This is a genomic window from Streptomyces sp. NBC_01433 (assembly GCF_026340105.1).
GTDB lineage: Bacteria > Actinomycetota > Actinomycetes > Streptomycetales > Streptomycetaceae > Streptomyces.
This window is the reverse complement of the sequence record NZ_JAPEPM010000003.1, coordinates 196743-220286: the sequence shown is the minus strand read 5'-3', so window position 1 is coordinate 220286 and position 23544 is coordinate 196743. Positions and strand designations below refer to the sequence as shown.

The window sequence follows — 23544 nt, the reverse complement described above, 5'->3', positions numbered from 1 at the left end:
CCTCCGGCGCGCCGGACACTGTCGTCACCGCGTGATCGTCATGAGTCGGCTGCGCCTGGACCGTGCCCCGGCCCCGCTCGCCTTCGAGCGGGAGAACCGTGCTACTTCGCCGCTTCGGTCCCGGACCGGGGCGACGACTGCTTCGCCCGCTTCGATGTACGGCACCACGATCTGCTCGCCGAACAGAGCGCCGGGCCGCATCACTTCCACATCGCGGAGGACGGCATCGTGGACGACGGCGAGGGCACGGTACTGAGCCGGGTCAACCTGATCGGTGTCGCGGACGGCTCCGCTGAGCTCGGCCACCGGATCGCCGAGCGGGCGGCGGGTCGCGGGCTGGCGACATCGGCCGTCCGCCAGGTCCGTGCACCGGCCGCCGCCGACTACGGATCCACCACGCTGCGGGCCCCGCCACGACCGTGGACAACGCGGCCTCACACGCCGTACTGACGCGTCCCGTACGTCGGCGGTGTGCCCTCACGGCAGACCGCCGACATACGGTCACGTCACCGACGGGTCAGTTGTTGTCGGTCTTCTCGCGAATGATGGTGTCGGTCTTCGCGTCCACGTCGAAGGTGGTCTTCATCCAGTCGGCGTCGACCACGTCGACCGCCCACATGACGCCCTTGCCGTTGTTGTCGTCCAGGTTGACCGAGGTGACCGTTCCCTTCTTCTTGTCCGTGGCCACCTTGGCCGCCTGCTCGGGCGTCTGAGTGGCCTCGGTGATCCACTGGGCCATCTGCTTCTTCTCGGCGGCGTCCTGATCGGTGTCCGCCTTGGCCTCGATCACCTCTCCGGAGACCGCGTCGATGCGAACGGTGTGCGCGGTGCCGTCCTTCTCCACGACCTCCGCGACCCATTCCGGCTTCACGGCGCCGGTGCTCGGGCTGCCGCTGGACATGGAGCTGGAGCTCATGGCCCCACTGGGGCTGGCGCTCTTGCTTCCACTGGGGCGGGTGCTGCCGCTCGGGCTCTTGGTCCCGCTGGGGCTCGCGCTCGCGGCACTGTCCCCGTCGTCCAGGTCGAGTTCGGCCAGCTTGCTCCCGGCCACCTCGCCGACCGCTGTCTTGGCCGCCTTGTCGAAGGTCACCTTGGTGGCCTCGATCAGCCTCTTGCGCTCCTTCTGGTCCTTGGTCAGCTGTGCCGTGGCCGAAGGGCTGCCGGACGCGCTCTTCGACGCGGAGGTCGTCTGCTGCGGGACGACCTTCGCGGCCTCGGAAGTGGCCGTGGCCGTCGTCTCGTCTCCGCTCGCTCCGCAGCCGGTCACCAGCACGGCGGCGGCGACCACGCAGAGGGCGCCTGCGACACGGAGGTTTCGGGCACGGGGGGAAACACGGATCATTCGTCGGGGCTCAAGTCTCATACGCGCATGCCTAGCCCTCCCGGCGATCAGTCATGTTGCCCGACCGGCCGGAGTCACCCGATCGACCGGCCACTTCGCCCGTTGGCCACCGTCCCCGGCGCCCTCGGGCATCCCGAGCACGTGACACCCCGTGCCACGAGTCCGCTCCTTGAGCGGGTCTCGCGGAGGTGGGAAACAATGGACGCAACGCGGGCGCCGGTTCCTGTCGCCGCCCGGTCGGGAGGCCGTCATGGAATACCCGGAGAGCTACGAACTGATCTTCCAGGCGTTCGGCGCCGAGGACGATGTGGTCACCGTGCGGCTGACCGCCCGGTCCGGGGCCGGTGGGTACCCGGTCTACGAGGACGAGACGGGGATCGTCCGCGCGGAGATCAGTGACCGCGGCGAGGTACGCATGCTGGCGAGCGGTGGACACCAGGTGCTCGGAGTGCCGCTCCTGGCCCGGCCCCTGAGCCAGGAAAGCCCGCACGCGCACTGAGCACAGCCCGAAACCGACTGACGCCCGTGGAGAGCGGGCAGCGGCGGGGCGTCTCCGTGGCCGGGCCGGCCACGGAGACGCCCCGCCGCTGCCCGCTCTCCACGGCGCCGCCCGTACATGCCCACTCTTCGCCCGATTGTGTTTACATTCCGGCACCCCGGACGTAATCTGATCGCGAAACCACAGACTCGGGCATGAAACGGATACGAAACCACATGTACGCACCGGAGCGGCAGCAAGAGATCCTCCGTCTCGCCCAGGAGGGCGGCCGGGTCGATGTGCTGTCCCTCGCCGAGGAGTTCCAGGTGACCGCCGAGACCGTTCGGCGTGATCTGAAGGCCCTGGACCGCGCCGGACTGCTGCGCAGGGTGCACGGCGGCGCGATTCCCGTGGGACGGCTCGGATTCGAGCCCGACCTCGCCGAGCGCGACGCGGTGGCGGCCGACGAGAAGGACCGCATCGCGGAGGCCGCGCTCGGGGAGCTTCCCGCCGAGGGCAACGTGATCATCGACGCCGGGACCACGACAGCCCGGCTCGCCGCCGCCGTCCCGATCGACTCGGCCCTGACCGTGGTGACGCACGCGCTGCCGGTGGCCGCCCGTCTCGCCGACCACCCCGGCCTCGCCCTGCACCTCGTGGGCGGCCGGGTCCGGCACCGTACGCGAGCCGCCGTCGACGCCTGGGCCCTGAGCGCGTACGCCGAGATCAACGCCGATGTGGTCTTCCTGGCGACCAACGGGTTCTCGCCCGACGCCGGGCTCACCACCCCGGACCTCGCCGAGGCCGCGGTGAAACGGGCCGTGATCCGGGCCGCCCGACGCGTCGTCCTGCTCGCCGACTCGGGCAAATTCGGGCAGGAACACTTCGCCCGCTTCGGCGCTCTCGACGACGTCGACCTGCTCATCACCGACACGGGCCTCAGCCCCGAGGACGCCCGCTCCATCGAGAGCCGGGGCACGGAGGTAGTACGCGCATGATCCTCACCGTCACTCCCAATCCGAGCCTGGACCGCACGTACGAGCTCCCGGGCCTCGTCCGGGGCGCCGTCCTACGGGCCGCCGCGGACCGCGTCGACCCCGGCGGCAAGGGCGTCAACGTCTCCCGCGCGGTCGCGGCGGCCGGGCACCGCACGGTGGCCGTCGCCCCCCTCGGCGGACCGGAGGGCGCCCTGCTCGCCCGCCTGCTCGGCGAGCACGGGATCGAGGCCGCCGGGGTGGAGATCGCCGGGAGCACCCGGGTCAACATCACGCTCGTCGAGCCCGACGGCACCCTCACCAAGGTCAACGCGACCGGCCCCGACATCACGGCGGCCGAAGCGGAGGACCTGCTGGAGGCCGTACGGACGCGGTCGGCGGACGCGGACTGGATCGCGTGCTGCGGCAGCCTGCCGCGCGGGTTGCCGCCCGAGTGGTACGCCGAGCTGGTGGCGCGCAGCCATCGCGCCGGTGCGCGCATCGCGCTCGACACCTCCGGGGCGGCGCTGACCGCGGCCCTGCGGGAACGCCCCGATGTGATCAAGCCCAACGCCCAGGAGCTCGCCGAAGCGGTCGGCCGCCCCCTCGCGACCGTCGGGGACGCCGTCAAGGCCGCCGCGGAGCTGCGCGAGCTGGGCGCCGGGTCCGTACTGGCCAGCCTGGGGGCCGACGGACAGCTGCTGGTGGAGGCGTCGGGTACGTACTTCGGCAGCGCCCGCGTGGAATCGGTCCGCAGCAACGTGGGCGCGGGCGACGCGTCCCTCGCGGGCTTCCTGGCCGCGGGCGGGGCGGGACCGGCCGCGCTGGCGGCCGCCGTCGCGCACGGTGCGGCGGCGGTGCAGCTTCCCGGAAGCGTCATGCCCACCCCGGCCGACATCGACATGTCGGTGGTCGTCACGACCTCCGATGTTCCCCTGGACCGCGCGTTGACGGAGTCCGCCCCATGAGCGGCGCCACCCGCCATCACGCGCATGAGCCTGCCGCCCCACGTCCCCCGGCCGCCCGCAGGGCGGTCCACGAGCAAGGAGCACCGCGATGAGTGAACTGATCACCGCGGCACTGGTCGACCTCGATCTGTCCGCCGGAACGAAGGACGCCGCCGCGAGGTCGCTCGCCGAGCGAATGGTCGCCGAGCACCGCGTCACCGACCTCGAAGGCTTTCTCGCCGACGTGGCGGCCCGGGAGGCCCAGATGCCGACCGGTCTGGACGGCGGCATCGGCATCCCGCACTGCCGCAGCGAGCACGTGAGCGAGCCGACGCTGGCGTTCGGGCGGAGCGAACGGGGCATCGACTTCGGCGCGGCCGACGGACCGGCGGATCTGATCTTCCTGATCGCGGCACCGGCCGGAGCCGACGACGACCACCTCACCATCCTGTCGGGTCTGGCCCGCAGGCTGATGGATCCGGAGTTCACCGCCGCGCTCCGTGCCCAGGACGATCCCGGTGCGGTGGCGGGTCTGATCCGGGGCGAGGAGCCCGCGCCCCGGAAGACCGAGGCTGCCGGGGACGTAGCGGTGGCCGACTCCGCCGACCCGTCCGCCCCGGTTCCCGCCGCGGCCGTGCCCGGCACCCCGGCCGGTGATGCCGAGCGCGCACCGTTCCGGATCGTGGCCGTCACCTCCTGTCCCACCGGCATCGCGCACACGTACATGGCCGCCGAGGCACTGGCGGCGGCGGCCCGGACCGAGGGCGTCGAACTCACCGTCGAGACACAGGGCTCGGCCGGTTTCCAGAAGCTGGACCCCGCGGTCATCGCCGCGGCCGACGCGGTGATCTGGGCCCATGACGTGGAGGTGCGCGAGAAGGCCCGGTTCGGCGGCAAGCCGGTCGTCGACGTCGGGGTGAAGGCGGGCATCAACCGTCCCGTCGAGCTGATCGCCGAGGCCCGCCGCAAGGCGGAGCGCGGCGAGACCGGCGCCGCCTCGGACACCCCGGACGGCGTGGAGCCCGGTACGGACCGGCCGGACGCCGACCACGCCCACTTCGGGGTGCGGCTGCGGACGTACCTGATGTCGGGCGTCAGTTACATGGTTCCGTTCGTCGCGGCGGGCGGACTTCTCATCGCCCTCTCGTTCGCCATCGGCGGCTACGAGATAGCGAGCGCCAAGTCGGTCGCCGACCACTTCGTGTGGGGCGAGGCCGACAGCTGGGCGGCCCTGCTCAACCAGATCGGCAGCGCGGCCTTCGGCTTCCTGGTCCCGGTCCTCGCGGGGTACATCGCGTACGGCATGGCGGACCGCCCCGCGCTCGTGCCCGGCTTCGTCGGCGGAGCCATCGCGCTCACCGTCAACGCGGGGTTCCTGGGCGGTCTCGTCGCCGGGCTGCTGGCCGGTGCGGTGGTGATGGCGATCCAGCGGGTCAAGGTCCATCCGACCCTGCGCGGCATCATGCCGGTGCTGGTGATCCCGTTGATCGCCTCTGCGGTCGTGGGATTCCTGATGTTCATCGTGGTCGGCAAGCCGATCGCCTCGCTGCAGAAGGCCCTCACCGACTGGCTGAACGGCCTGTCCGGCTCCAACGCGATCATCCTCGGCATCGTCCTCGGCCTGATGATGTGCTTCGACATGGGCGGCCCGCTGAACAAGGTCGCGTACGCCTTCGCGGTCGGCGGCCTCGCCGACCCGACGCCGGGCAGCCTCAAGGTGATGGCCGCGGTCATGGCGGCCGGCATGGTGCCGCCGCTGGCGATGGCCCTCGCCACCACCGTACGGAGCAGGCTGTTCACCAAGACGGAACGGGAGAACGGCAGGGCGGCCTGGGTGCTGGGCGCCTCGTTCATCACCGAGGGCGCGATCCCGTTCGCCGCGGCGGACCCGCTGCGGGTGATCCCGTCGGTGATGGCGGGCGGCGCGGTGACCGGCGCCCTGTCGATGGCCTTCGACTGCACCCTGCGGGCTCCGCACGGCGGCATCTTCGTCGTACCGCTGATCGGCAACCCGTTCCCCTACCTGCTGGCCATCGCGGCCGGCACGGTCGTGGCGACCGCCCTGGTCGTGCTGCTCAAGGGCATGCGCCGGTCGACGACGGCCGACCCGTCGGCGGCCGACGGGTCCGAGGTCACCGTCACCGCCTGATCGCCCCGCCCCCTTTTCCCGGTCCACCTCACCTTTCCGGTGCACCTCAAACAGGAGTGAACCCATGCATCAGCGCACCGTGACCGTTGGTTCCCGCAGCGGTCTCCACGCCCGCCCGGCCTCGCTGTTCGTCCAGGCCGCCACCCGTCAGCCGGTCAAGGTGACCATCGCCCGGGACGGGCGCGATCCGGTCGATGCCCGCAGCATGCTCGCGGTACTCGCCCTGGCGGCGCAGCACGGTGACCCCGTCGTGCTGTCGGCCGAGGGCGACGGTGCCCGTGCGGCGGTCGAGGAGCTCGCCGGGCTTCTTGAGCGGGACCTCGACGCGCGGAACTGAACCGGCGGACCCCCGGAACGGGCGAAGCCCCCTGGAGACGGCACCGACTTCGGTCGGTGCCGTCTCCAGGCGTTCGACGAATGGGGGACGGCCAATGGGGACGGCCAATGGGGTACGCCGAATGAGGTACGACGATTGGGGTACGGGGCAGCCCGTCGCCTCGCTAGATTGGCCGCGTGACTGAGAGCTGGAACCCTGCGGACAAGGCCGTCGTGCGCCTCCCTTCCGGGCGGACGGTACGTGGCCGCGGCCTGCGCCGTCCCCTTCCCGACGGGCCGGTACCGGCCTTCGGGGTCTATCTGCTGGGCGAGCGGCCGCCACCTACGCCGTGGGAGTCCGACTGGCTGCGCTGGCCGGACTTCCGGCTCCCCGCGGACCGGCGGGCGGCGCGTGATCTCCTTGAGGAGGTGTGGCGCCGGGCCGGCCACGAACGGGTCGAGGTCGCGTGCGGAGGGGGCATCGGCCGGACGGGAACGGCCCTGGCGTGCCTGGCCGTTCTGGACGGTGTCCCGGCGGATCAGGCGGTCGCGTACATCCGCCGCCACTACCACCCGCGCGCGGTGGAGACGCCGTGGCAGCGTCGCTATGTGCGGCGCTTCGGACAGGGCGAGTAGCGCCCGCGGCCCTGTGGTTGGATCTTCCCCTGAGCCGGTGCCGTCGGGCGGGAGAAAGCACATGGGTTGTCGTGGGGTCCTCTTCGCACTGGAGGCCACGGACGCGGAACGGCTGCTGGCAGCGGGAAGCGAACCCGGGGCGAGCGATACCGGGGTGATGAGGATCGTCGAAACGATCGAGGAGGGCTGGGACGTGTCGTCGCTGATGGAGCTCGACAAGTCCTGGGACATCCTGCACCGCTGTCTGACCGATGGAAGCCTGTCCTATGACGGAGGTGAGTACCCGCTCTCCCATGCCGTCCTCGGGGGCAGGCTCCTCCACGAGGGCGACGACTACATCGTTTCGTACGTCGATACGGCGGAGGTCCGGGACATCGCCCGCGCCCTGGCGCCACTCGACGGGGAATGGCTCAGGGAGCGCTTCGCCGCCCTCACCTTCTCCGAGTACCGGGGGAGCGGCGGTGAGGACGACATCGGCTACGCGCTCGCCTATCTGCCCGACCTGCGGGACTTCTACGGTGAGGCCGCGCGGGCGGGCCGGGCGGCGATCTTCACGGTCGACCAGTAAGCCGGAGCGCGGTGGGGCCCGCTTCCGCTTTCGCGTTCGCTTCCGCTTTCGCGTTCGCTTCCGCTTTCGCCGGAGTCGGGACGCGACCGTGACGTCGCCCCCGCCCTGTCCCGTCCCTGCCGGGTCTGCCGGGTTGCCGGGTCAGCCGCGGCGTACGGCCCGGAGCACGGCGTCACGGATGACGACCTGACGGCCCTCGGGGTCCGACGCCATGCGTTCGGGGGCCGCCGTCACGATCGATGCCCACGCGTCGGGGTCGAGCACGGCGGCCATCTCCTCCCCCGTCACGAACGTGTCCACTCCCATCGGCCGGCCCATGGACGTGTCCAGGTCCGCCGGGTGGTGGCTCACGACGAGCAGGGTCCCGCCGGGGTTCACCGCGGCGGCCAGCCTGCGGTACAGGGCTTCGAGCGAGGGCCGCAGGAGGTGCATGAACTGCGCCGACACCAGGTCGAACCGCCGCGGGGCCGGGTCCCAGCTGAGGAAGTCGGCGTGTTGCCAGGTGATCCGGCCCGCGATGTCCTCGCCCTCGTCGGCCGCCTTCCGTGCCGCGTGCTCCAGCGCGACGGTGGACAGGTCGGCACCGGTGACCTGCCAGCCGCGCGATGCGAGCCAGATCGCGTCGGCGCCTTCGCCACTGCCCACGTCCAGCACCGTGCCGGGGGTGAGACCCGTGACGTACTCGACGAGGAGTGGGTTGGGGTTCCCGCTCCAGTTGGTGCGCGCGCGGTAGCGGGCGTCCCAGAACTCCTGGGTGAAGTGGTGATCCGTGTTCTCGGTGTGGTCGCCCGAGTGATGATGGCTCATGCCGTCACTCTGACCCCGGTCCGGCCGGTCGGCGAATTTACTTGCCGTAACGGCAAAATGCCCGGTGCCGCGCTCAGTTGCCCGCCCGCCGCCGACGCCGCATCAGAACGAGCGTCAGGGCGCCGGCGAGGGCCGGTGCACCCGGATTCGCGGCAGCCATCGCACCGGCCCGGTCCAGAGCGCCCGGCACCGGCAGGGTGCCCCAGCGGGTGACCGGCCAGGCGACCACCACGGCGCGGCCCACCACGTCGTCGACCGGGACCATTCCGCCGTGGGGGTCGTCCTGGTGGTAGCGGGAATCCGCCGATGCCTGCCGGTGGTCGCCCATGACCCAGATCCGGCCTGCGGGCACGGTCACCTTGAACCGGCCTTCGTCGTCGTCGCTGCACGCGGTGTTTCCGGGGAACACGTACGGCTCGTCCAGAGCGGTGCCATTGACCTTCAGAGGGCCGTCGCCCGCGCACTCCACCGTGTCCCCACCGACACCGATCACGCGCTTGATGAGGTCCTTCTCCTCGGACGACGGCATCACACCGACGAAACTCAGCACCTTCTGGACCGTGTTGGGCCTGTCCACGGGTACCCCGCTGAGCCAGTTGGCCGGGTCGTGGAAGACGACGACCTCGCCGCGCTCGGGTTCCGATCCGAACCATGGGGTGAGCTTGTCGACCAGGACCCGGTCGCCCTCCTGAAGGGTGTTCTGCATGGACTCCGACGGAATCGAGAACGCCTGGACGAGAAAGGTCTTGATGAGCAGGGCCAGCACCAGAGCCGTGCCGATGAGCAGCGGGAGCTCCACCCAGAACGGACGCTGTTTCTTCGACTTGTTCCGCCGTGCGCCCGCAAGCACCATCACGCCGCTCCTCGCCCCGTGTTCACCGCCCGCCCCGTACCCGGAGCGGCCCGGGGGCCACTCTATGGCGTGTTGCGGAAGGCTGTGGGGCGGGTATTTCTCCGCGGGAACTCCGGCTGTGGGCAACACCTCGGTAGAGGCTTCGCCCTGCGTGAGGACTCCTCCCAGAAACACCCGACCCAGGCAGGGGAATCGCATGACCGCAGAACAAACAGCGAAGATCGCACTCGTGACCGGGGCAGCCAGCGGCATCGGCAGGGCGGCGGCACTGCGGCTGGCCGGGACCGGCTGGCAGGTGGCGGCCCTCGATGTCGACGGCGAAGAACTCAAGGCCCTGTGCGGCCTCAACTCCGCTCTGCACCCCTACAGTTGCGATATCACCGACCATGTGGCCGTGGCCGGGACAGTCACCCGGGTACGCCACGACCTCGGTGTCCCGTTCCGCCTGGTGCACGCGGCCGGCATCGCCGCCGTCGGCCCACTGCTCAAGCACGGCATCGTCGGCCTCAAGCGGCTCATGGAAGTCAACTACGGCGGCACGCTCACCATGATCGAAGCGGTCGTGCCGGTCATGGCCGAGAACGGCGGAGGCCAGGTCGTCCTCTTCGGCTCCATCGGAGGATGGGTGCCCCTCCCTGGAGGGGGAGGCTACGGCGCGGCGAAGGCCGCTGTGCACTTCCTGGCGGAGAGCCTCTCCTCGGAGGGCCGCTCCCACAACATCCAGGTGGTCTGCGTCTGTCCGCCGCCCGTGGAAACCCCCATGCTGGACCGCATGCGCGCCGACAACCCCGACATCATGGGTCCACGCCCCGGCCTGTCGCCGGATGCCGTCCTGAACTCGATGGACAAGGCCCTCGCCCGGCGGAGGCTGTGGGCCTTTCCCGGACGAAGCACCAGGGTCATGTGGGTCGCGCGCCGCCTGGCGCCGCGCCTCCTGAGTGCCGCGATCGCCCGTACCGTTTGCCGGTGAGCAGCCCCGCCTCTGGTCATGATCCTGTACCGCCCCGCGCGGCAGTGCGGCGTACGGGAGAGAGCCATTCCGCAACGCTCGTCAAGTGCGTTCGGCGCGGGAACGGACGCTACGGGGCAGGTGCCGGGGGCGGCTCCGGCGGGCTCCCCGCGACCGGGACTGTGGCGCCGTCTCCGGCACGTACCGCTTCGACCACGCTCTGATGGAACGCGCGGCTCTCTTCTTCGGAGAGGCACGGCACGGGGCTGCCCGCCAGGGTGAACCAGTCCGATGAGCCGCTGTACTGCACGGCCACCGATGCCTGCCCGTCGGACCAGGTCGTGTGGACGGTCAGATCGCCGGCCAGGATGCCTACCTCTTCGGTGCGGACTCCCCCGGTGCCCGCGTAGACACCGCTGGTCGTCCAGGATGCCCAGTTCATGACGTGTCGCCTTTCGGCCAGGGACAGTCTGTCCAGCGGGACTGCTTCCGAGTATGCCACCGGAATTCCGGTGTCGCACGGGTGTGCGGTCCGGCATGCTTCCCAGGACTGTCACCGGCCTCGCTGTCGGGGGTCACACGCGCTGCAACGAGCCCCTGACGAACGCTGCCTGACCGGCGTGCTGAAGACCATCGGCGAGGACGCTGACCAGCCGGACACCCAGGGTCACCGGGGGTGACCAGCCTTCGTCCACGATCCGGTCCAGTGCGTGGCCGTTCAGCCCGGCGACGAATTCCAGCGTCCGCTCGTGCACGGCGTCGTAGTACCCGAGGAGCGGTTCCGCCGAGTCCACCCGCACGGCGGCGACCTCTTCGGCACTGTGACCGTATCCGGTCGCCCGCTCCTCGAACGGCAGGGCGAACCGGTCGGACCAGCCCTGGGCGAGCCAGACCTGCTCGGTTCCGGCGGCATCGGCGATGTGGTCGTCCTGGACCCGCGCGAGATGCCAGAGCAGCCACGCGATCGAGTTCGCGCCGTCGTCGAGCCGGGCGTTGAGATCGTCGGGCGGGAGCCCTTCGGCCGCCGAACGCACCGCTTCCCGAACCCGGCCGAAGGCGTCGGCCAGCAAACCTGCACTGTTCATACGGTCACCATGACCCGCCGGCCCGCCGGGCGCACCCTGACCCGGGCGGGGCGGGCCGGGTTGTCAGGGCGGGCCCGGGTACTCGGCCCGTCGTCACAGCGCGCCCAGCCAGTCGGTCAGCAGGCGGTTGACGTCGTCGGCCCGTTCCTGCTGGATCCAGTGGCCGCAGCCTTCGAGGATGTGTGCCGCGGTCAGGGCGGGCAGGGTGGTGGGGAACGCGCTGATGGCGTCGGCCATCCACGTGGTGGAGGCGTCGAGCGCGCCGCCGATGAAGAGTGCGGGCCGGGTCACGGGCGCGCCGTCCCAGGCGGCGAGGTCCGACCAGTCCCGGTCGACGTTGCGGTAGCGGTTGAGTGCGCCGGTGAGCCCGGTCCGTTCGAACTCGCCGCTGTAGACGTCGAGGTCGGACTCGGTGAGCCAGGCGGGCAGCGGTCCCTCGGCGAACCGGTCGGAGAGCTTCGCGCCCGGGGGGACGAAGTGGAGGCTCGGGTGACCCTGTGGTGCGTGGGTGTCGCCGGAGAGTCCCGTGTAGAAGCCGGCCAGCCAGCCGCGCACGTCCTCCTCGATCTCCGCCTCGGCCCGGCCGGGTGTCTGGAAGTAGCTGACGTAGAACTCTTCGTCGCCTCCGATCCGGGCGAAGCCGTCGGTGGGACGGTGTCCGTCGCGCGGTGCGTACGGAACGCTGAGCAGGCCCACGGCGGTGAAGATGTCGGGCCTGAGCAGGGCGCTGTTGGCCGCGATGGACGAGCCCCAGTCGTGGCCGATGACGGTGGCGGTCTCCTCGCCGAGGGCGCGTACGATCCCGGCGTTGTCGGCCACCAGGTCGAGCATGCGGTAGGCGTCCACGGCGGCGGGCTTGGACGAGCGGCCGTAGCCGCGTACGTCGATGGCGACGGCACGGAACCCCGCGGCGGCGATCGCCGGGAGCTGGTGGCGCCACGAGTACCAGGACTCGGGGAATCCGTGGACGAGGAGGACGAGGGGGCCGGTGCCCTGTTCGACCAGATGGATACGGCCGCCTGGGACGTCCACCAGGCGGTGGACCGCGCCGGGAACGGCGGTGGACGGCCATGTTCGGTCCGTCGTCGGCGGCTGGGGCGTCGGGGTGGTCTGCGGCATGTTTCCTCCTCGGGCGTCCCGGACCTCGGGGACGCCGACGACCGGCGAGGCGGCTGATTGTCCGTCCTCGCCGCCCTCCCCACGATCATTCGACCGGGCCGCGGCAGGCACAAGATATTTTGCCGGTACGGCAAACCCGATGAGCCGCCGACGGCGGCCGGGCCCGCCCGGCGCCAGGCAGTTCTCGGTCACGGACGGCGCGGCGCCCCGGGCGGGGATTCCCGGCCGGGGCGCGGCGTACGGAGCCTCTAGCTGACGTTCACGTCGATGCAGGCGTAGAAGGCGTTCGAGGTGTCCGCGATGTTCCAGACCGCGAGGACCTTCTGCTTTCCGGTGTGGCTGCCGAAGTTGACCTGGTGGGTGACGGTCGCTCCCGGCTGGGCACCGTTGTCGTTGAACTCGGCGATCTTCTGGCCGCCCGCGTAGTACTGCCAGGTGCTGGTGGAGTGCCGGGCGGTGAGGGTCCACTGGAAGGACTGGGAGCGGCTCACGGGGCTGACCCGCCAGCCCTTGGAGTCGTCGTCGAGATCGGCGAACCTGCTGTTGCCGCCGCTGCAACTGGTCAGCCCCTTGGGGCCTTCCACGCTCTGCGGCTCGTACTTGATCTCACCGCAGCTGATGGTTCCGGCGGCGCACTGCGCCTGCCTGCTGGGCGGCGAGGAGATATAGCCGTGGGCACCGGCGGAGCTCGCGGGGAGGCTCAGTGCGAGCACCGGTGCGAGTACGGCGCCGACGGCGACTGCGGTTTTCCTTTTGGCGTGCATGCTTCTCCTTCACAGGAGGCCGTGCCGCGCGGTCGCGGGCCGTGGGGTGACCCGGCTGGGGCGGCGAGACCTCGCGAGTGTGGGGCCAAGTGGCGCGAAGGGCACAGCAAGAACCACTGCCGGAGCCCGGTCTGCGGCTGTCCGGAAAGGCCTTGCACTTGGACTAGACCATACCGATCGGCGCGTACACGTCAAGGACATCGGAGGGGAAGGGAGGCGGAAACCGGCCACTCCGTCGCCTGGGTCACCGCCGGTTCCGGGGACACCACCACCTGTCATCCGGCGAGCATGCCTGTTGACGGCCGTCGGCGCGAACCTATCGGCCACTCATCCTCTGGTCACCGTTGTCGTCCGACCATGTGGTGGTCATGGACGAGCCGACGCCGCCCAGGAGACCCAGCACCAGGAAGAGCACCACCAGGGCCTTGCCCGCTCCGCTCATCACCAGTGGCCGGGTATCGGAACGCGTCCGGGCCCGCAGTACGGAGAGGTCGTCGTCCCCGAAGAGGCCCTTGGGATAGGCGGGGGTGAGCATCATGGCGTAGGCGTAGAACCGCGTCTGGTAGCGCAGGGTGGCCGCCGTCGCTTCGAACAGCGGCCTCGGCATCCGGCCCAGGATCAGGGTGATCAGCCACCAGAGGAACGCCAGGACGAACCATCCGGTCACCGCGAGACTCTGCACGATCGCCGCCGGAAGCATCAGGAACAGCCGGAACAGCACGGCGAGCCGGTTGAGATCGGTGGCCCGGACCTCGGTCCGCACCGGGTAGTCCGGCGGCGGCGTCAGCGCGAACGGCGGGTAGCGGTCGACCAGCAGCATCTCGCTCGCGGAGACCCGCACGTGGTAGCCGAGATATCCGGAGAGGAAGCGGAAGACCGGCTGGGGCAGCCGCCCGAGCACCAGTGCCGCGAACCAGCCCACGATCACGGTGACCACGGCGGCGATGTAGAGGAAGAACAGCACGATGAAGTGCGGGATGAGCAGGAGCAGGCGCAGCAGCACCGTGAGGCGGCGTTGCCGGGACGGTTCGACGATGTCCACGACGGGCTGGAATTCGTCCGCGTCCCCCGCGACACGGCCCGGGGCCCACTGGCCGTCGGCCATCGCGCTCCTCCTCGGCAGGTGATCCGTACGGCAGCGGCGCGTACGACGTGACCCCACGCTGGGTCCGCACGGACCGTCCCGCAATCGCCCGCGGGCCGAACGGGTGCCCGCCGGGCGGCTCATGAGGACCGCACCGACCGGGCGTCCATGGTCTTCGTGCGCTTCCCGATGGCATACGCGGGTTCCTCCTCGCGGCTCGGCGACATGGGGGGCGTGCGGGGTCGAGCACAAGCCTTGAACCAGTGGGAGCGCTCCCAGCATGGAGACGGAGAAATTGGGAGTCAAGAGAGTTGAAGGGTCGAATAAATTCGATAGCGACAGATCAGAACGTGTGTGTTGACCGACACCTCATGACGCTCTAACGTCATGCCCCACCAGTGGGAGCGGTTCCATCAGTCGATGTGTCGTAGGGGACACGTCCGAACTGTAAGGAGTCGCTCATGCGACATCCCCCGCACTTACCGCACGTACGGCACCTGTTCCGGCTGCTCCTCGGAGCAGTGCTCACCACGGCCGGCATCGTCGTCGGACCCGTGGCCCCCGCCGCCGGATCCGCCCCTGTCTGCACGGTGGAGTACAGCGCCGTCAGCCAGTGGGACGGCGGCTTCCAGGGGGCGGTGACACTCACCAACCTGGGTCCCTCCATGGGCAGTTGGGATCTGAAGTTCGCTCCGCCCGGCTACGGGACGGTGACCCGGGGCTGGAATGCCCGGTGGTCGCAGTCGGGCAGAGCGGTCACCGCGGCGAACGAGACCTGGAACGCCACGCTCGCCACCGGGGCGAGTGTCACCGCGGGATTCCTGGTCTCGGGGTCCGGCGCCGCAGCCGGCTCCCCTCCCGCCACGTTCACGCTCAACGGCACCTCCTGCGACACGGATCCCGGCCCGGACCCGACCGATCCCCCCGACCCCACCGCCGGGCCGCCCGTGCTGAAGGTGACCGGCAACAAGCTCGTCGACGAGTCCGGTGCCACCCGGCGCATGCTCGGCGTCAACCGCTCCGGCGGAGAGTTCATGTGCGTGCAGGGCCATGGCATCTTCGACGGCCCGGTCGACGACGCCTCGGTGCGGGCGATCGCCGACTGGAAGGCCAACACCGTCCGTATCCCCCTGAACGAGGAGTGCTGGCTGGGCCTGGACAACATCGACCCGCGGTACGCGGGCACCCACTACGTCAACGCCGTGAAGGACCTGGTCCAACGGGTCCGGGACCACGGCATGACCCCCATGGTCGAACTGCGCTGGTCCTGGGGCCAGTACACGGGCGACTCGGCGGGCTGCTCCGATGTGCACGCGAGCTGCCAGAAGCCGATGCCGGACGCGCGGTACACCCCGGACTTCTGGTCCTCGGTCGCCTCGACGTTCAAGGACGACGCGACCGTGGTGTTCGACCTGTTCAACGAGCCGTATCCGGACCGCGCCACCCCCACCCCCGACCAGGCCTGGACCTGCTGGCGGGACGGTGGCACCTGCCCGGGTATCGGGTACGAGGTCGCGGGCATGCAGGATCTGGTCGACGCGGTACGGGCGACCGGCGCCGGGAACCTGATCCTGGCCGGCGGACTCGCGTACTCCAACGACCTCGGCCAGTGGCTCCGGCACCGGCCCCTGGACCCGGCGGGCAATCTCGCCGCCGCCTGGCACGTCTACAACTTCAATGTCTGCGCGAACGAGGACTGCTGGAACTCCACGCTCGCGCCGGTCGCCGCCGAAGTCCCCCTCGTCGCGGGCGAGATCGGCGAGAACACCTGCTCCCACAACTTCACCGACCGGGTCATGCGGTGGTCCGACGACCGCGGACTCTCCTATCTCGGATGGACCTGGAACACCTGGGACTGCTCCTCGGGCCCGTCCTTGATCAGCGACTACGAAGGAACCCCCACCCCGTACGGAATCGGGCTGCGTGATCATCTGCGCGCCCTCGACAGCTGAGGAAACGGAATTCGTATGAGCCGCACGAGCCGCACCACCTTGCGCCGATCACGTACGTCAATCCTCGCCGCGGCGGCACTCGTCGCCGCGGCAGCGGGCACCGCCGCCGCCTCCGATCCCCACGGGGCCTCCGCCGCAGCGGCCGGGTGCACCGTCGACTACACGATCCAGAACCAGTGGAACGGCGGGTTCACCAGCGCCGTCAACGTCACCAACAACGGCGCGGCGCTCTCCGGCTGGCAGTTGGAGTGGACGTTCGCCGGTGGCGAGCAGGTCACCCAGGGCTGGAACGCCACCGTCTCGCAGAGCGGCACGGCCGTCACCGCGAAGAACGTCTCGTACAACGCCGCCCTCGCCTCCGGCGCCTCGGCCTCCTTCGGCTTCAACGCGACGGCCGGCGGAAACAGCACCGTCCCCGCGACGTTCAAGCTGAACGGCGTGACGTGCAACGCCGACCCCACGGGCCCGGTCGATCCCACCGACCCCACCGGGCCCGGCGACCGCGTCGACAACCCGTACGCCGGCGCCCAGGTCTATGTGAACCCGGAATGGGCGGCGAAGGCGTCCGCCGAGCCCGGCGGCTCCCGGATCGCCGACGAGCCCACGGGGGTCTGGCTCGACCGCATCGCCGCGATCGAGGGCGTCAACGGCGGAATGGGGCTGCGCGACCACCTGGACGAGGCGCTGGCCCAGAAGGGCAGCGGCGAACTCGTCGTCCAGCTCGTCATCTACAACCTGCCCGGCCGGGACTGCGCGGCGCTCGCCTCCAACGGCGAGCTCGGGCCGAACGACCTGGGCCGGTACAAGGCGGAGTACATCGACCCGATGGCGGCGATCCTGGGCGACGCGAAGTACGCGGGGCTGCGCATCGTCACCACGGTCGAGATCGACTCGCTGCCGAACCTGGTCACCAACACCGGCAGCCGCCCGACCGCCACCCCGGCCTGCGACACGATGAAGGCCAACGGGAACTACGTGAAGGGCGTCGGCTACGCCCTGAACAAGCTCGGTGACGTATCCAACGTCTACAACTACATCGACGCCGGACACCACGGCTGGATCGGCTGGGACGACAACTTCGCCGCGTCCGCCGACACCTTCGAGCAGGCGGCCACCGCCGAGGGCGCCACGGTCGGCGACGTGCACGGCTTCATCACCAACACAGCCAACTACAGCGCGCTCAAGGAGGAGCACTTCGCCATCGGCGACTCCGTCAACGGAACGTCCGTACGCCAGTCGAAGTGGGTCGACTGGAACCGCTATACCGACGAACTGTCCTTCGCCCAGGCATTCCGCACCCAACTCGTCTCCATCGGCTTCGACACGAACATCGGCATGCTGATCGACACCTCCCGCAACGGCTGGGGCGGCACGGCCCGGCCGACCGGCCCCGGCGCGACCACCAGCGTGGACACCTACGTCAACGGCGGCCGCTACGACCGGCGCATCCATCTCGGCAACTGGTGCAACCAGTCCGGAGCCGGCCTCGGTGAGCGGCCGCAGGCGGCGCCCGCGGCAGGGGTCGACGCATACGTCTGGATGAAGCCGCCGGGTGAGTCCGACGGCTCCAGCAAGGAGATCCCGAACGGGGAGGGCAAGGGATTCGACCGGATGTGTGACCCGACGTACCCGGGCAACGTCCGCAACGGCAACAACATGTCGGGCGCGCTGCCGGACGCCCCGCTCTCCGGACAGTGGTTCTCCGCCCAGTTCCAGGAGCTCATGAGGAACGCCCACCCCGCGCTCTAGTACGACGGCCGGGTCCCGGCGCTCCCCCGCCCGGACCCGGTCGGCGCCCGCAGATCCGGGCGATCAGCTCACGCCCGCGCCGGGCCCGCGCCGCCACACCGGCGCGGGCCTTCGCGGCCCTGGCCCCCGCCCCGACCGGCCCCCTCGCGCCCGCCTTCCCCTTGGCCTGGGTCCGCGCCTTCCCGTCCGCCCGCGTCCGCTTCCCCTTGGCCTGCGTCCCCGCCTTCCCCTTGGCCTGGATCCGCCTCTTCCGTCCCCCGCTGTCCGTCCGCCCCGCCTCCGCCTCTCCCCCGCCCGCCGCGAACACGTGGTAGCGGTGGCTGAGCCGGCGCCCGAGCAGGAGGTAGCCCAGCAGCGCACCCGCCGTATTGAGGATCACGTCGTCGATGTCGAAGGCCCGTCCGGCGACCAGCGCACCCTGGACCAGTTCGACGGCGATCACGACCAGGATGGTCAGGAAGGTCATGCGGATCATCCGGAGCCGGCGGGGCACGACGATCGGCAGCAGCACACCGAAGGGCACACCCAGCAGCAGGTTTCCGCCCGCCTGCTTGCAGGCGGCGAGGAAGGTGTAGTCCTCGGCGTACTGCCGCAGCGACCTCCCGGGCCGCAGATTCGAGGTGACGAGATCCTCGGACGCGGGCGACGGCGTCAGCGTCACCTTCGCCAGGAGGACGGAGAAGGCCACGAGTCCCAGGAAGGCGGCCACCAGCACGGCCGCACGCAGCAGGACGCGCCACCGTCCCGCTGGGCGTGCACCACAATTCGTCTCTGGAGTCATGGCGGACGGGTGCCCCCGGCGTCCGGGGACACACCTGGGGCCGTCCGGGGACACACCCGGGCCGTCGGGGGACACACCTGGGGCAAAGTGGCGGGATTCCGCCTGCGACGATGACCCCATGAGCTCACGTGACAGGGACGCCCTGCTGGCCGAGGCCGTACGACTGCGCGCCGACGGCCGCCCCGAGGAGGCCAGGGAACGCCTCCTCGCTCTCACGGCCGAATTCCCGGACGACGCCGAGGTCGCGTACCAGACCGCCTGGGTCCACGATGTGCTGGGCCTGGAGGCCGAGGCGGTGCCGTACTACGAGCGGTGCCTGCGGGACACTGCGCTTGCCGCCGAGGACCGCCGCGGCGCGCTCCTCGGCCTCGGCAGCACCTACCGCGTCCTGGGCAGATACGGCCGGGCGGTCGAGACGCTCCGGCGGGGCGTGGCGGAGTTCCCCGACGACGGTGCGCTGAGGACCTTCCTCTCGATGGCCCTGTTCAACACCGATGAGCATCACGAGGCGATGCGCATTCTGCTGGAACTGCTCGCCTCGACCAGCGACGACCGCTCCGTGCAGAGCTACCGGCGCGCCATCGAGCACTACGCGAAGGATCTCCACGAGACCATGTGACCGCATGGAGAAGCCCCGGCCGGATCGGGGGAATCCGGCCGGGGCGGCCTGTGCGCGGGAGTGAAGGGCGGTCGCCTCTCGGCGGAGGGCTCCATGGGGCTTCAGCCGAACGATCTTCCCCATGGGCTACAGGTGAGGCCCGGGGACACTGTCCCCCTCACACCCACTTATAGATGAACGATAAACCATCCGGGCGTGTTCCCGGGCATCCACACCCTGCGTGTGATCCAGGGCACGGAACTCCCGGATCGCGTCAGTTTCCGGCCTTCGCGGCGCTGCCGTAGCGGCGCCGGAACTGCTCGACGCGGCCCGCCGTGTCCAGCACCTGGCGCGCGCCGGTGTAGAACGGGTGGCTCGCGGACGAGGTCTCCACGTCGATGACGGGATAGGTGTTGCCGTCCTCCCACTCCACCCGCTGCTCGGCGTCAGCGGTCGAACGGGTCAGGAAGGCCACTCCGGCGGCGCGGTCACGGAAGACCACGGGGCGGGAGACGGGGTGGATACGGGACTTCATGGATGCGTTCCTTCCTCACCGCGGGAGCGGTGGCGTACGTACGGACATGCGTTGCCCGGACGGTCAGCGGACCTCGCGGAAGAGGACGTGCTGCCTCGCGACCGGGTCGAACTTGCGCAGCTCCAGCCGGTCCGGGTTGTTGCGGCGGTTCTTGCGCGTCACATAGCTCAGGCCGGTTCCGGCCGTCGAACGGAGTGTGACGACGGGCCTGACCTCACTGCGTGCCATGGGCGCCTCCCGACGTGTGCGTGGACCCCGTTCCCGTAGCGGGAATGGGTGTCGTTTTCGTTCTGGTGTCACAACGCGGGAGGGTCCGCCCGCATTCCCCTGCACCGCTCCCACGCCCCAGGCTTCTCGTCGGCCTCATGCGTCCCGCCGACCGCATATGCCCCGACCTCCCTCGCGCACACCGCGCGGGGACCTCGTGCGCGGGCGCGCACGGTGGTCGCGCACGCCGGGCGACTTGCGTCAACATCCCTGCAAAGGCAAGGGTGTTCGGCGAGCCATCGCCCCACACAGCCCATGGCATATGCCGGACGCAACAACGTATCGAGTGTTGCCAAATCCCTTACGGGCTGCCGCAGCCTGTGCAACAGTCGTCTTCGGTCCACCCCTCAGAACTGGCCGCGCCGCGCCTGTATCGGAGTACGAGATGCCGTCCCATCTGTTCGCGGAGCGCCCCGCACCACAGCCGCCCGAGCACGATGCCGTCGACGCGTTGATCCATCGGACCCGTCGGCTGCGCGGAGATGTGGACGCCGTGCGGCGGGACGCCGTGATCGTCGACGAGGACGACCCGCAGCTGCGCTGGCGGCGCGCCCTGTGCGAACTGGCGGTCCAACACCTCGACGATCTCGACGCGCACCTGGGACAGCTGAGGGCGGGGGTGCCCGCGCAGAGCACCGGGGAGGCCGCGCCGGCCACCGGTTCCGCCGCCGCGTCCGGCCGGGATGCCTTACCCGAATCGCGGCCCGGTTCGCTGCTGAGCAGGGTCGGCAGCGCCGAATGGAACCTGCTGACCGACGAGGTCAGCTGGTCCGACGAGCTGTACCGCATCTTCGGCAGGCCGCCCGGGGCGGGACCCCTTTCGCTGGACGAACTGCCCTCCGTGCTTCTTCCCGAGGACCAGCCGTCGCTGACCTCGATGGTGACGGACTGCCTCGTCGACGGACGGCCGATAGACGGGGAATTCCGTATTCTGCGGCCGGACGGCAGGATGCGGACCCTGCACATGATGGGTGAGCCCGTCCTCGACGCGGACGGCTGCACCGCCTCCATGTGGGCGGTCCTGCGTGATGTCAGCGAGCTGCGCCGCAGTGAGCGGACGGTCGGCCGGACCCGTGATTCGGTGCGCCGCCAGGACCACATCGTCCGGACCGAGCACCGGATGGCCGTCGAACTGCGGGAGGCGGTTCTGCCGCCGTGGCGCGGATCGTTACGCCTCCCCCGGCAGGGCCCCGGCGCGATGGACATCGCGGCCCACTACCTGCCGTCGGAGTCGAGCGGTCTCATCGGCGGCGACTGGTACGACGCCATGGAGCTGCCGGACGGCAGGACCATGCTCACCGTCGGCGATCTGACCGGCCACGGCATCCCGGCCACCTCGGCCATGGCGATGATGCTCGGCGCCCTGCGCGGCATGGCGGTGGCCGGCATCGGACCCGGACCCCTGATGGGCCATCTCAACCAGCTGCTCGAATCATCATCGGTGCAGCCCGCACTGGGCAGTGCGCTGTGCTGTCGTTTCGACCCCGCGACCGGCGTTCTCTCCTGGGCGCAGGCAGGACACCCCGCCCCGCTGCTCTTCCGCGACGGAACGGGGCGCCCCCTGCCCCCGCCGGACGGGGTACTCCTCGGTGCGGCGTCCGGAGTCGCCTACGAACAGGAGGACGTGCCGCTGCTGCCCGGCGACGTGCTGGTCCTGCACACCGACGGGCTGACCCGTCGCGGCGACCGGGGTGCGGGCCCGGAAGCGCTGCTCGATCTCGCACCGCGGTTCGCCCACGCCCGCACGGCACAGGACTGCGTACGGACCGTCGTCGAGGGGTTCGGCGGGACCGAGCGCCCGGACGACGCGTGTGTGCTGATCGCCCGCATCGGGGCATGACGGAGCGCACGACGATGTGACGCCCGCCGGTGCGGGGAACCGGTGAGTGGACATGGGACAGGTGGACGCTGGACAAGTGGACACGGGCAGTTGTACGGGGACGGGGGCGCCGCTGCCCGGCAGCGCCTCGGATCAGATCTGCGTACCCCCGGCCTTCTTCGCCGCCCGCTGCGGCAGCACGAGCTCGATCTCCTCGCGCAGGTCCTGAATCCTGGCGGAACCCGCGAACCGGCCGGTGAGCCGGTACATCTCGCGGAGCCTGTCCCAGGTGCGGTGCGAGGAGGTCTCCCCCATCGACACGAGCGCGAGCCGTGCGTACCGGTCGGCCTGCTCCGGGTCATCGGCGATGAAGCAGGCCGAGGCGAGCGAGATGTAGTCGAAGAGCTTGGACCGCTGGCGTCCGTCGCCCCGCAGTTCCAGGGCCTCCTTCGCATGGCGCTGGGCCGTGGTCGCGGCCGACGGGTCGTGCTCGGCCAGCGTGCGGAACGCGAGCGCCTGCATGCCGTGCATGTCCGCCTCGTCGAACATCTGCATCCAGCTCGGGGGCGGCACATCGCCCTTGTCCGAGACGAAGAGCTCCTCGGCCTCGCCCAGGGTGCGCCGCATGGCCTGTCCGCGCCCCAGGGCCGCGTGCGCCCATGCCTCGATGGTGTGCAACATCGCCTGGGTGCGGGGCAGTGTCTCGTCGCCGGAGCCCGACTTGGCGAGCTTCATCAGGTCCAGCGCCTCGTCGGGCCGGCCCAGATGCACCATCTGGCGGGCCGCCCGGGAGAGTGCTTCACCGGCGCGTGGCCGGTCGCCGCCCTCGCGGGCCGCGTGTGCGGCGATGACGAAGTACTTCTGGGCCGTGGGTTCGAGACCGACGTCGTGGGACATCCAGCCCGCGAGGACGGCGAGGTTGGCGGCGACGCCCCACAGCCGCCGCTGCAGATGGTCGGGATGGCGGTAGGCGAGCATCCCGCCCACCTCGTTGAGTTGGCCCACGACCGCCTTGCGCTGGAGTCCGCCGCCCCTGGCGGCGTCCCAAGCGCGGAACACCTCGACCGAGTGCTCCAGTGCCTCGATCTCCTCGGATCCGACCGGTGCGGCCTCGTACCGGTCGAAACCGGCGGGGTCGGCGTGCAGGGGATCGTCGGAACGTGGAGCGTCGCCCGCCAGAGCGGGATCGCTGTGCAGCCAGTCGTGCATGGCGCCGGTGATGGCTGATCCGGCGGCGAGCGCGGCGCCCGCCCCCACCAAGCCGCGTCGGTTGAGCATGAGGTCCATTCCCGTGAATTCGGTGAGGACCGCTGCCGTCCGTTCGGGCGCCCACGGCAATCCGTCGGGATTCTGTTCCGTCCCGGAGTCACGCCGTTTCCCCACACGCCCGCGTCGGCCGAACCCGAGGTCCTCGATGGTCACGACACGGCCGAGCCGCTCGGTGAACAGGGCTGCCAGCACTTCGGGCACGGGATCACGGGGGGATTCCCCCATGTCGATCCAGCGCCTGACCCGCGAGGTATCGGTCGCCAGCTGCGGGTGGCCCATGGCCGCCGCCTGCCGGTTCACCATTCTCGCGAGTTCGCCCTTGGACCAGCCGGCCAGGCCGAACAGGTCAGAAAGGCGGGTGTTGGGTTCTCCGGTCACGTCAAGCCCCCAGGTTCTCGGCTGACTTGACACTAACCCCCTGTCAGATGCCGGTCGACTATTCGCCAGGGTTCGCCAGGGCACGCCAGATGGTCTGCCACCCGTGGCGCGGTGTCAGGTAGGAAA

The 23544-nt window shown here is 70.6% G+C and carries 24 protein-coding genes and 1 pseudogene; 13 read left to right on the top strand and 12 right to left on the bottom strand.

Annotated elements, in window-relative coordinates:
* Window positions 1–31: 31 nt before the first annotated feature.
* Window positions 32–455: pseudogene (locus OG413_RS37780) on the top strand (GNAT family N-acetyltransferase); the annotation flags it as partial.
* 62 nt (window positions 456–517) lie between these two features.
* On the opposite strand, the gene OG413_RS37775 reads toward OG413_RS37780, so the two are convergent.
* The gene (locus OG413_RS37775; RefSeq protein WP_266813633.1) at window positions 518–1342 is read right to left on the bottom strand and encodes a PepSY domain-containing protein; all 825 of its coding nucleotides are present in this window, start codon (window positions 1340–1342) and stop codon (window positions 518–520) included.
* A gap of 250 nt (window positions 1343–1592) precedes the next feature.
* Here OG413_RS37775 and OG413_RS37770 point away from each other — a divergent pair, with 250 nt between their 5' ends.
* From OG413_RS37770 to OG413_RS37740, 7 genes are all read left to right on the top strand, one after another.
* Entirely contained in the window at window positions 1593–1841 is a 249-nt protein-coding gene (locus OG413_RS37770) for a DUF6296 family protein (protein WP_266813632.1), read from the top strand.
* Between the two features lie 215 nt (window positions 1842–2056).
* Window positions 2057–2818 (top strand): DeoR/GlpR family DNA-binding transcription regulator, encoded by a 762-nt coding sequence (locus OG413_RS37765; RefSeq protein ID WP_266814269.1) that lies wholly within the window; start codon window positions 2057–2059, stop codon window positions 2816–2818.
* Window positions 2815–3762, top strand: coding sequence for a 1-phosphofructokinase (gene pfkB, locus OG413_RS37760; RefSeq protein ID WP_266813630.1), 948 nt, complete (start codon window positions 2815–2817; stop codon window positions 3760–3762). Before OG413_RS37765 ends, pfkB begins: the two co-directional genes overlap by 4 nt.
* Window positions 3763–3850: 88 nt before the next feature.
* Entirely contained in the window at window positions 3851–5890 is a 2040-nt protein-coding gene (locus OG413_RS37755; RefSeq protein WP_266813628.1) for a fructose-specific PTS transporter subunit EIIC, read from the top strand.
* A 64-nt stretch (window positions 5891–5954) separates the two neighbouring features.
* Window positions 5955–6227 carry an HPr family phosphocarrier protein gene (locus OG413_RS37750; RefSeq protein ID WP_266813626.1) on the top strand — a complete coding sequence of 91 codons (273 nt, stop codon included), beginning with the start codon at window positions 5955–5957 and terminating at the stop codon, window positions 6225–6227.
* A 176-nt stretch (window positions 6228–6403) separates the two neighbouring features.
* Entirely contained in the window at window positions 6404–6841 is a 438-nt protein-coding gene (locus OG413_RS37745) for a protein-tyrosine phosphatase family protein (RefSeq protein WP_266813624.1), read from the top strand.
* A 61-nt stretch (window positions 6842–6902) separates the two neighbouring features.
* The gene (locus tag OG413_RS37740; RefSeq protein WP_266813622.1) at window positions 6903–7409 is read left to right on the top strand and encodes a DUF1877 family protein; all 507 of its coding nucleotides are present in this window, start codon (window positions 6903–6905) and stop codon (window positions 7407–7409) included.
* 141 nt (window positions 7410–7550) lie between these two features.
* Here the strand turns inward: OG413_RS37740 and OG413_RS37735 are convergent, their stop codons facing one another.
* Both OG413_RS37735 and lepB read right to left on the bottom strand, forming a co-directional pair.
* Window positions 7551–8216 carry a bifunctional 2-polyprenyl-6-hydroxyphenol methylase/3-demethylubiquinol 3-O-methyltransferase UbiG gene (locus tag OG413_RS37735; protein WP_266813620.1) on the bottom strand — a complete coding sequence of 222 codons (666 nt, stop codon included), beginning with the start codon at window positions 8214–8216 and terminating at the stop codon, window positions 7551–7553.
* Window positions 8217–8289: 73 nt separating this feature from the next.
* A complete protein-coding gene (gene lepB, locus OG413_RS37730; protein WP_266813618.1) occupies window positions 8290–9069 on the bottom strand; it encodes a signal peptidase I in 780 nt (259 codons plus the stop codon).
* Between the two features lie 196 nt (window positions 9070–9265).
* On the opposite strand from lepB, the gene OG413_RS37725 reads away from it, so the two are divergent.
* Entirely contained in the window at window positions 9266–10039 is a 774-nt protein-coding gene (locus tag OG413_RS37725; RefSeq protein ID WP_266813617.1) for an SDR family oxidoreductase, read from the top strand.
* A gap of 109 nt (window positions 10040–10148) precedes the next feature.
* On the opposite strand, the gene OG413_RS37720 is transcribed toward OG413_RS37725, so the two are convergent.
* The 5 genes from OG413_RS37720 to OG413_RS37700 all read right to left on the bottom strand — a co-directional run bounded on the left by OG413_RS37720 (window position 10149) and on the right by OG413_RS37700 (window position 14091).
* Entirely contained in the window at window positions 10149–10460 is a 312-nt protein-coding gene (locus OG413_RS37720) for a hypothetical protein (protein WP_266813615.1), read from the bottom strand.
* A gap of 133 nt (window positions 10461–10593) precedes the next feature.
* Complete coding sequence (locus OG413_RS37715) at window positions 10594–11103, bottom strand: DinB family protein (protein WP_266813614.1); 510 nt, start codon at window positions 11101–11103, stop codon at window positions 10594–10596.
* Between the two features lie 93 nt (window positions 11104–11196).
* Window positions 11197–12222, bottom strand: coding sequence for an alpha/beta fold hydrolase (locus OG413_RS37710; RefSeq protein WP_266813612.1), 1026 nt, complete (start codon window positions 12220–12222; stop codon window positions 11197–11199).
* Between the two features lie 248 nt (window positions 12223–12470).
* Window positions 12471–12986: a lytic polysaccharide monooxygenase auxiliary activity family 9 protein gene (locus OG413_RS37705; RefSeq protein WP_266813610.1), complete on the bottom strand. Its 516-nt coding sequence runs from the start codon at window positions 12984–12986 to the stop codon at window positions 12471–12473.
* A 316-nt stretch (window positions 12987–13302) separates the two neighbouring features.
* Complete coding sequence (locus OG413_RS37700; RefSeq protein ID WP_266813608.1) at window positions 13303–14091, bottom strand: DUF4389 domain-containing protein; 789 nt, start codon at window positions 14089–14091, stop codon at window positions 13303–13305.
* 440 nt (window positions 14092–14531) lie between these two features.
* Here OG413_RS37700 and OG413_RS37695 point away from each other — a divergent pair, with 440 nt between their 5' ends.
* Both OG413_RS37695 and OG413_RS37690 read left to right on the top strand, forming a co-directional pair.
* Entirely contained in the window at window positions 14532–16022 is a 1491-nt protein-coding gene (locus OG413_RS37695; protein WP_266813606.1) for a cellulase family glycosylhydrolase, read from the top strand.
* A 15-nt stretch (window positions 16023–16037) separates the two neighbouring features.
* The gene (locus tag OG413_RS37690) at window positions 16038–17771 is read left to right on the top strand and encodes a glycoside hydrolase family 6 protein (protein WP_323137996.1); all 1734 of its coding nucleotides are present in this window, start codon (window positions 16038–16040) and stop codon (window positions 17769–17771) included.
* Here OG413_RS37690 and OG413_RS37685 read toward each other — a convergent pair.
* Window positions 17743–18552: a VanZ family protein gene (locus OG413_RS37685; protein WP_266813604.1), complete on the bottom strand. Its 810-nt coding sequence runs from the start codon at window positions 18550–18552 to the stop codon at window positions 17743–17745. The two genes, OG413_RS37690 and OG413_RS37685, sit on opposite strands and share 29 nt — an antisense overlap.
* A gap of 118 nt (window positions 18553–18670) precedes the next feature.
* Here OG413_RS37685 and OG413_RS37680 point away from each other — a divergent pair, with 118 nt between their 5' ends.
* Window positions 18671–19171: a tetratricopeptide repeat protein gene (locus tag OG413_RS37680; protein ID WP_266813602.1), complete on the top strand. Its 501-nt coding sequence runs from the start codon at window positions 18671–18673 to the stop codon at window positions 19169–19171.
* Between the two features lie 253 nt (window positions 19172–19424).
* On the opposite strand, the gene OG413_RS37675 is transcribed toward OG413_RS37680, so the two are convergent.
* Both OG413_RS37675 and rpmG read right to left on the bottom strand, forming a co-directional pair.
* Window positions 19425–19685 (bottom strand): type B 50S ribosomal protein L31, encoded by a 261-nt coding sequence (locus OG413_RS37675; RefSeq protein ID WP_266813600.1) that lies wholly within the window; start codon window positions 19683–19685, stop codon window positions 19425–19427.
* Window positions 19686–19748: 63 nt separating this feature from the next.
* Window positions 19749–19913, bottom strand: a complete 165-nt coding sequence (gene rpmG, locus OG413_RS37670) for a 50S ribosomal protein L33 (protein ID WP_266813598.1) — start codon at window positions 19911–19913, stop codon at window positions 19749–19751.
* Between the two features lie 424 nt (window positions 19914–20337).
* Here rpmG and OG413_RS37665 point away from each other — a divergent pair, with 424 nt between their 5' ends.
* The gene (locus OG413_RS37665) at window positions 20338–21792 is read left to right on the top strand and encodes a PP2C family protein-serine/threonine phosphatase (RefSeq protein ID WP_266813597.1); all 1455 of its coding nucleotides are present in this window, start codon (window positions 20338–20340) and stop codon (window positions 21790–21792) included.
* A 132-nt stretch (window positions 21793–21924) separates the two neighbouring features.
* Here OG413_RS37665 and OG413_RS37660 read toward each other — a convergent pair whose 3' ends face one another.
* Window positions 21925–23418 (bottom strand): hypothetical protein, encoded by a 1494-nt coding sequence (locus OG413_RS37660; protein WP_266813595.1) that lies wholly within the window; start codon window positions 23416–23418, stop codon window positions 21925–21927.
* Between the last annotated feature and the right edge of the window lie 126 nt (window positions 23419–23544).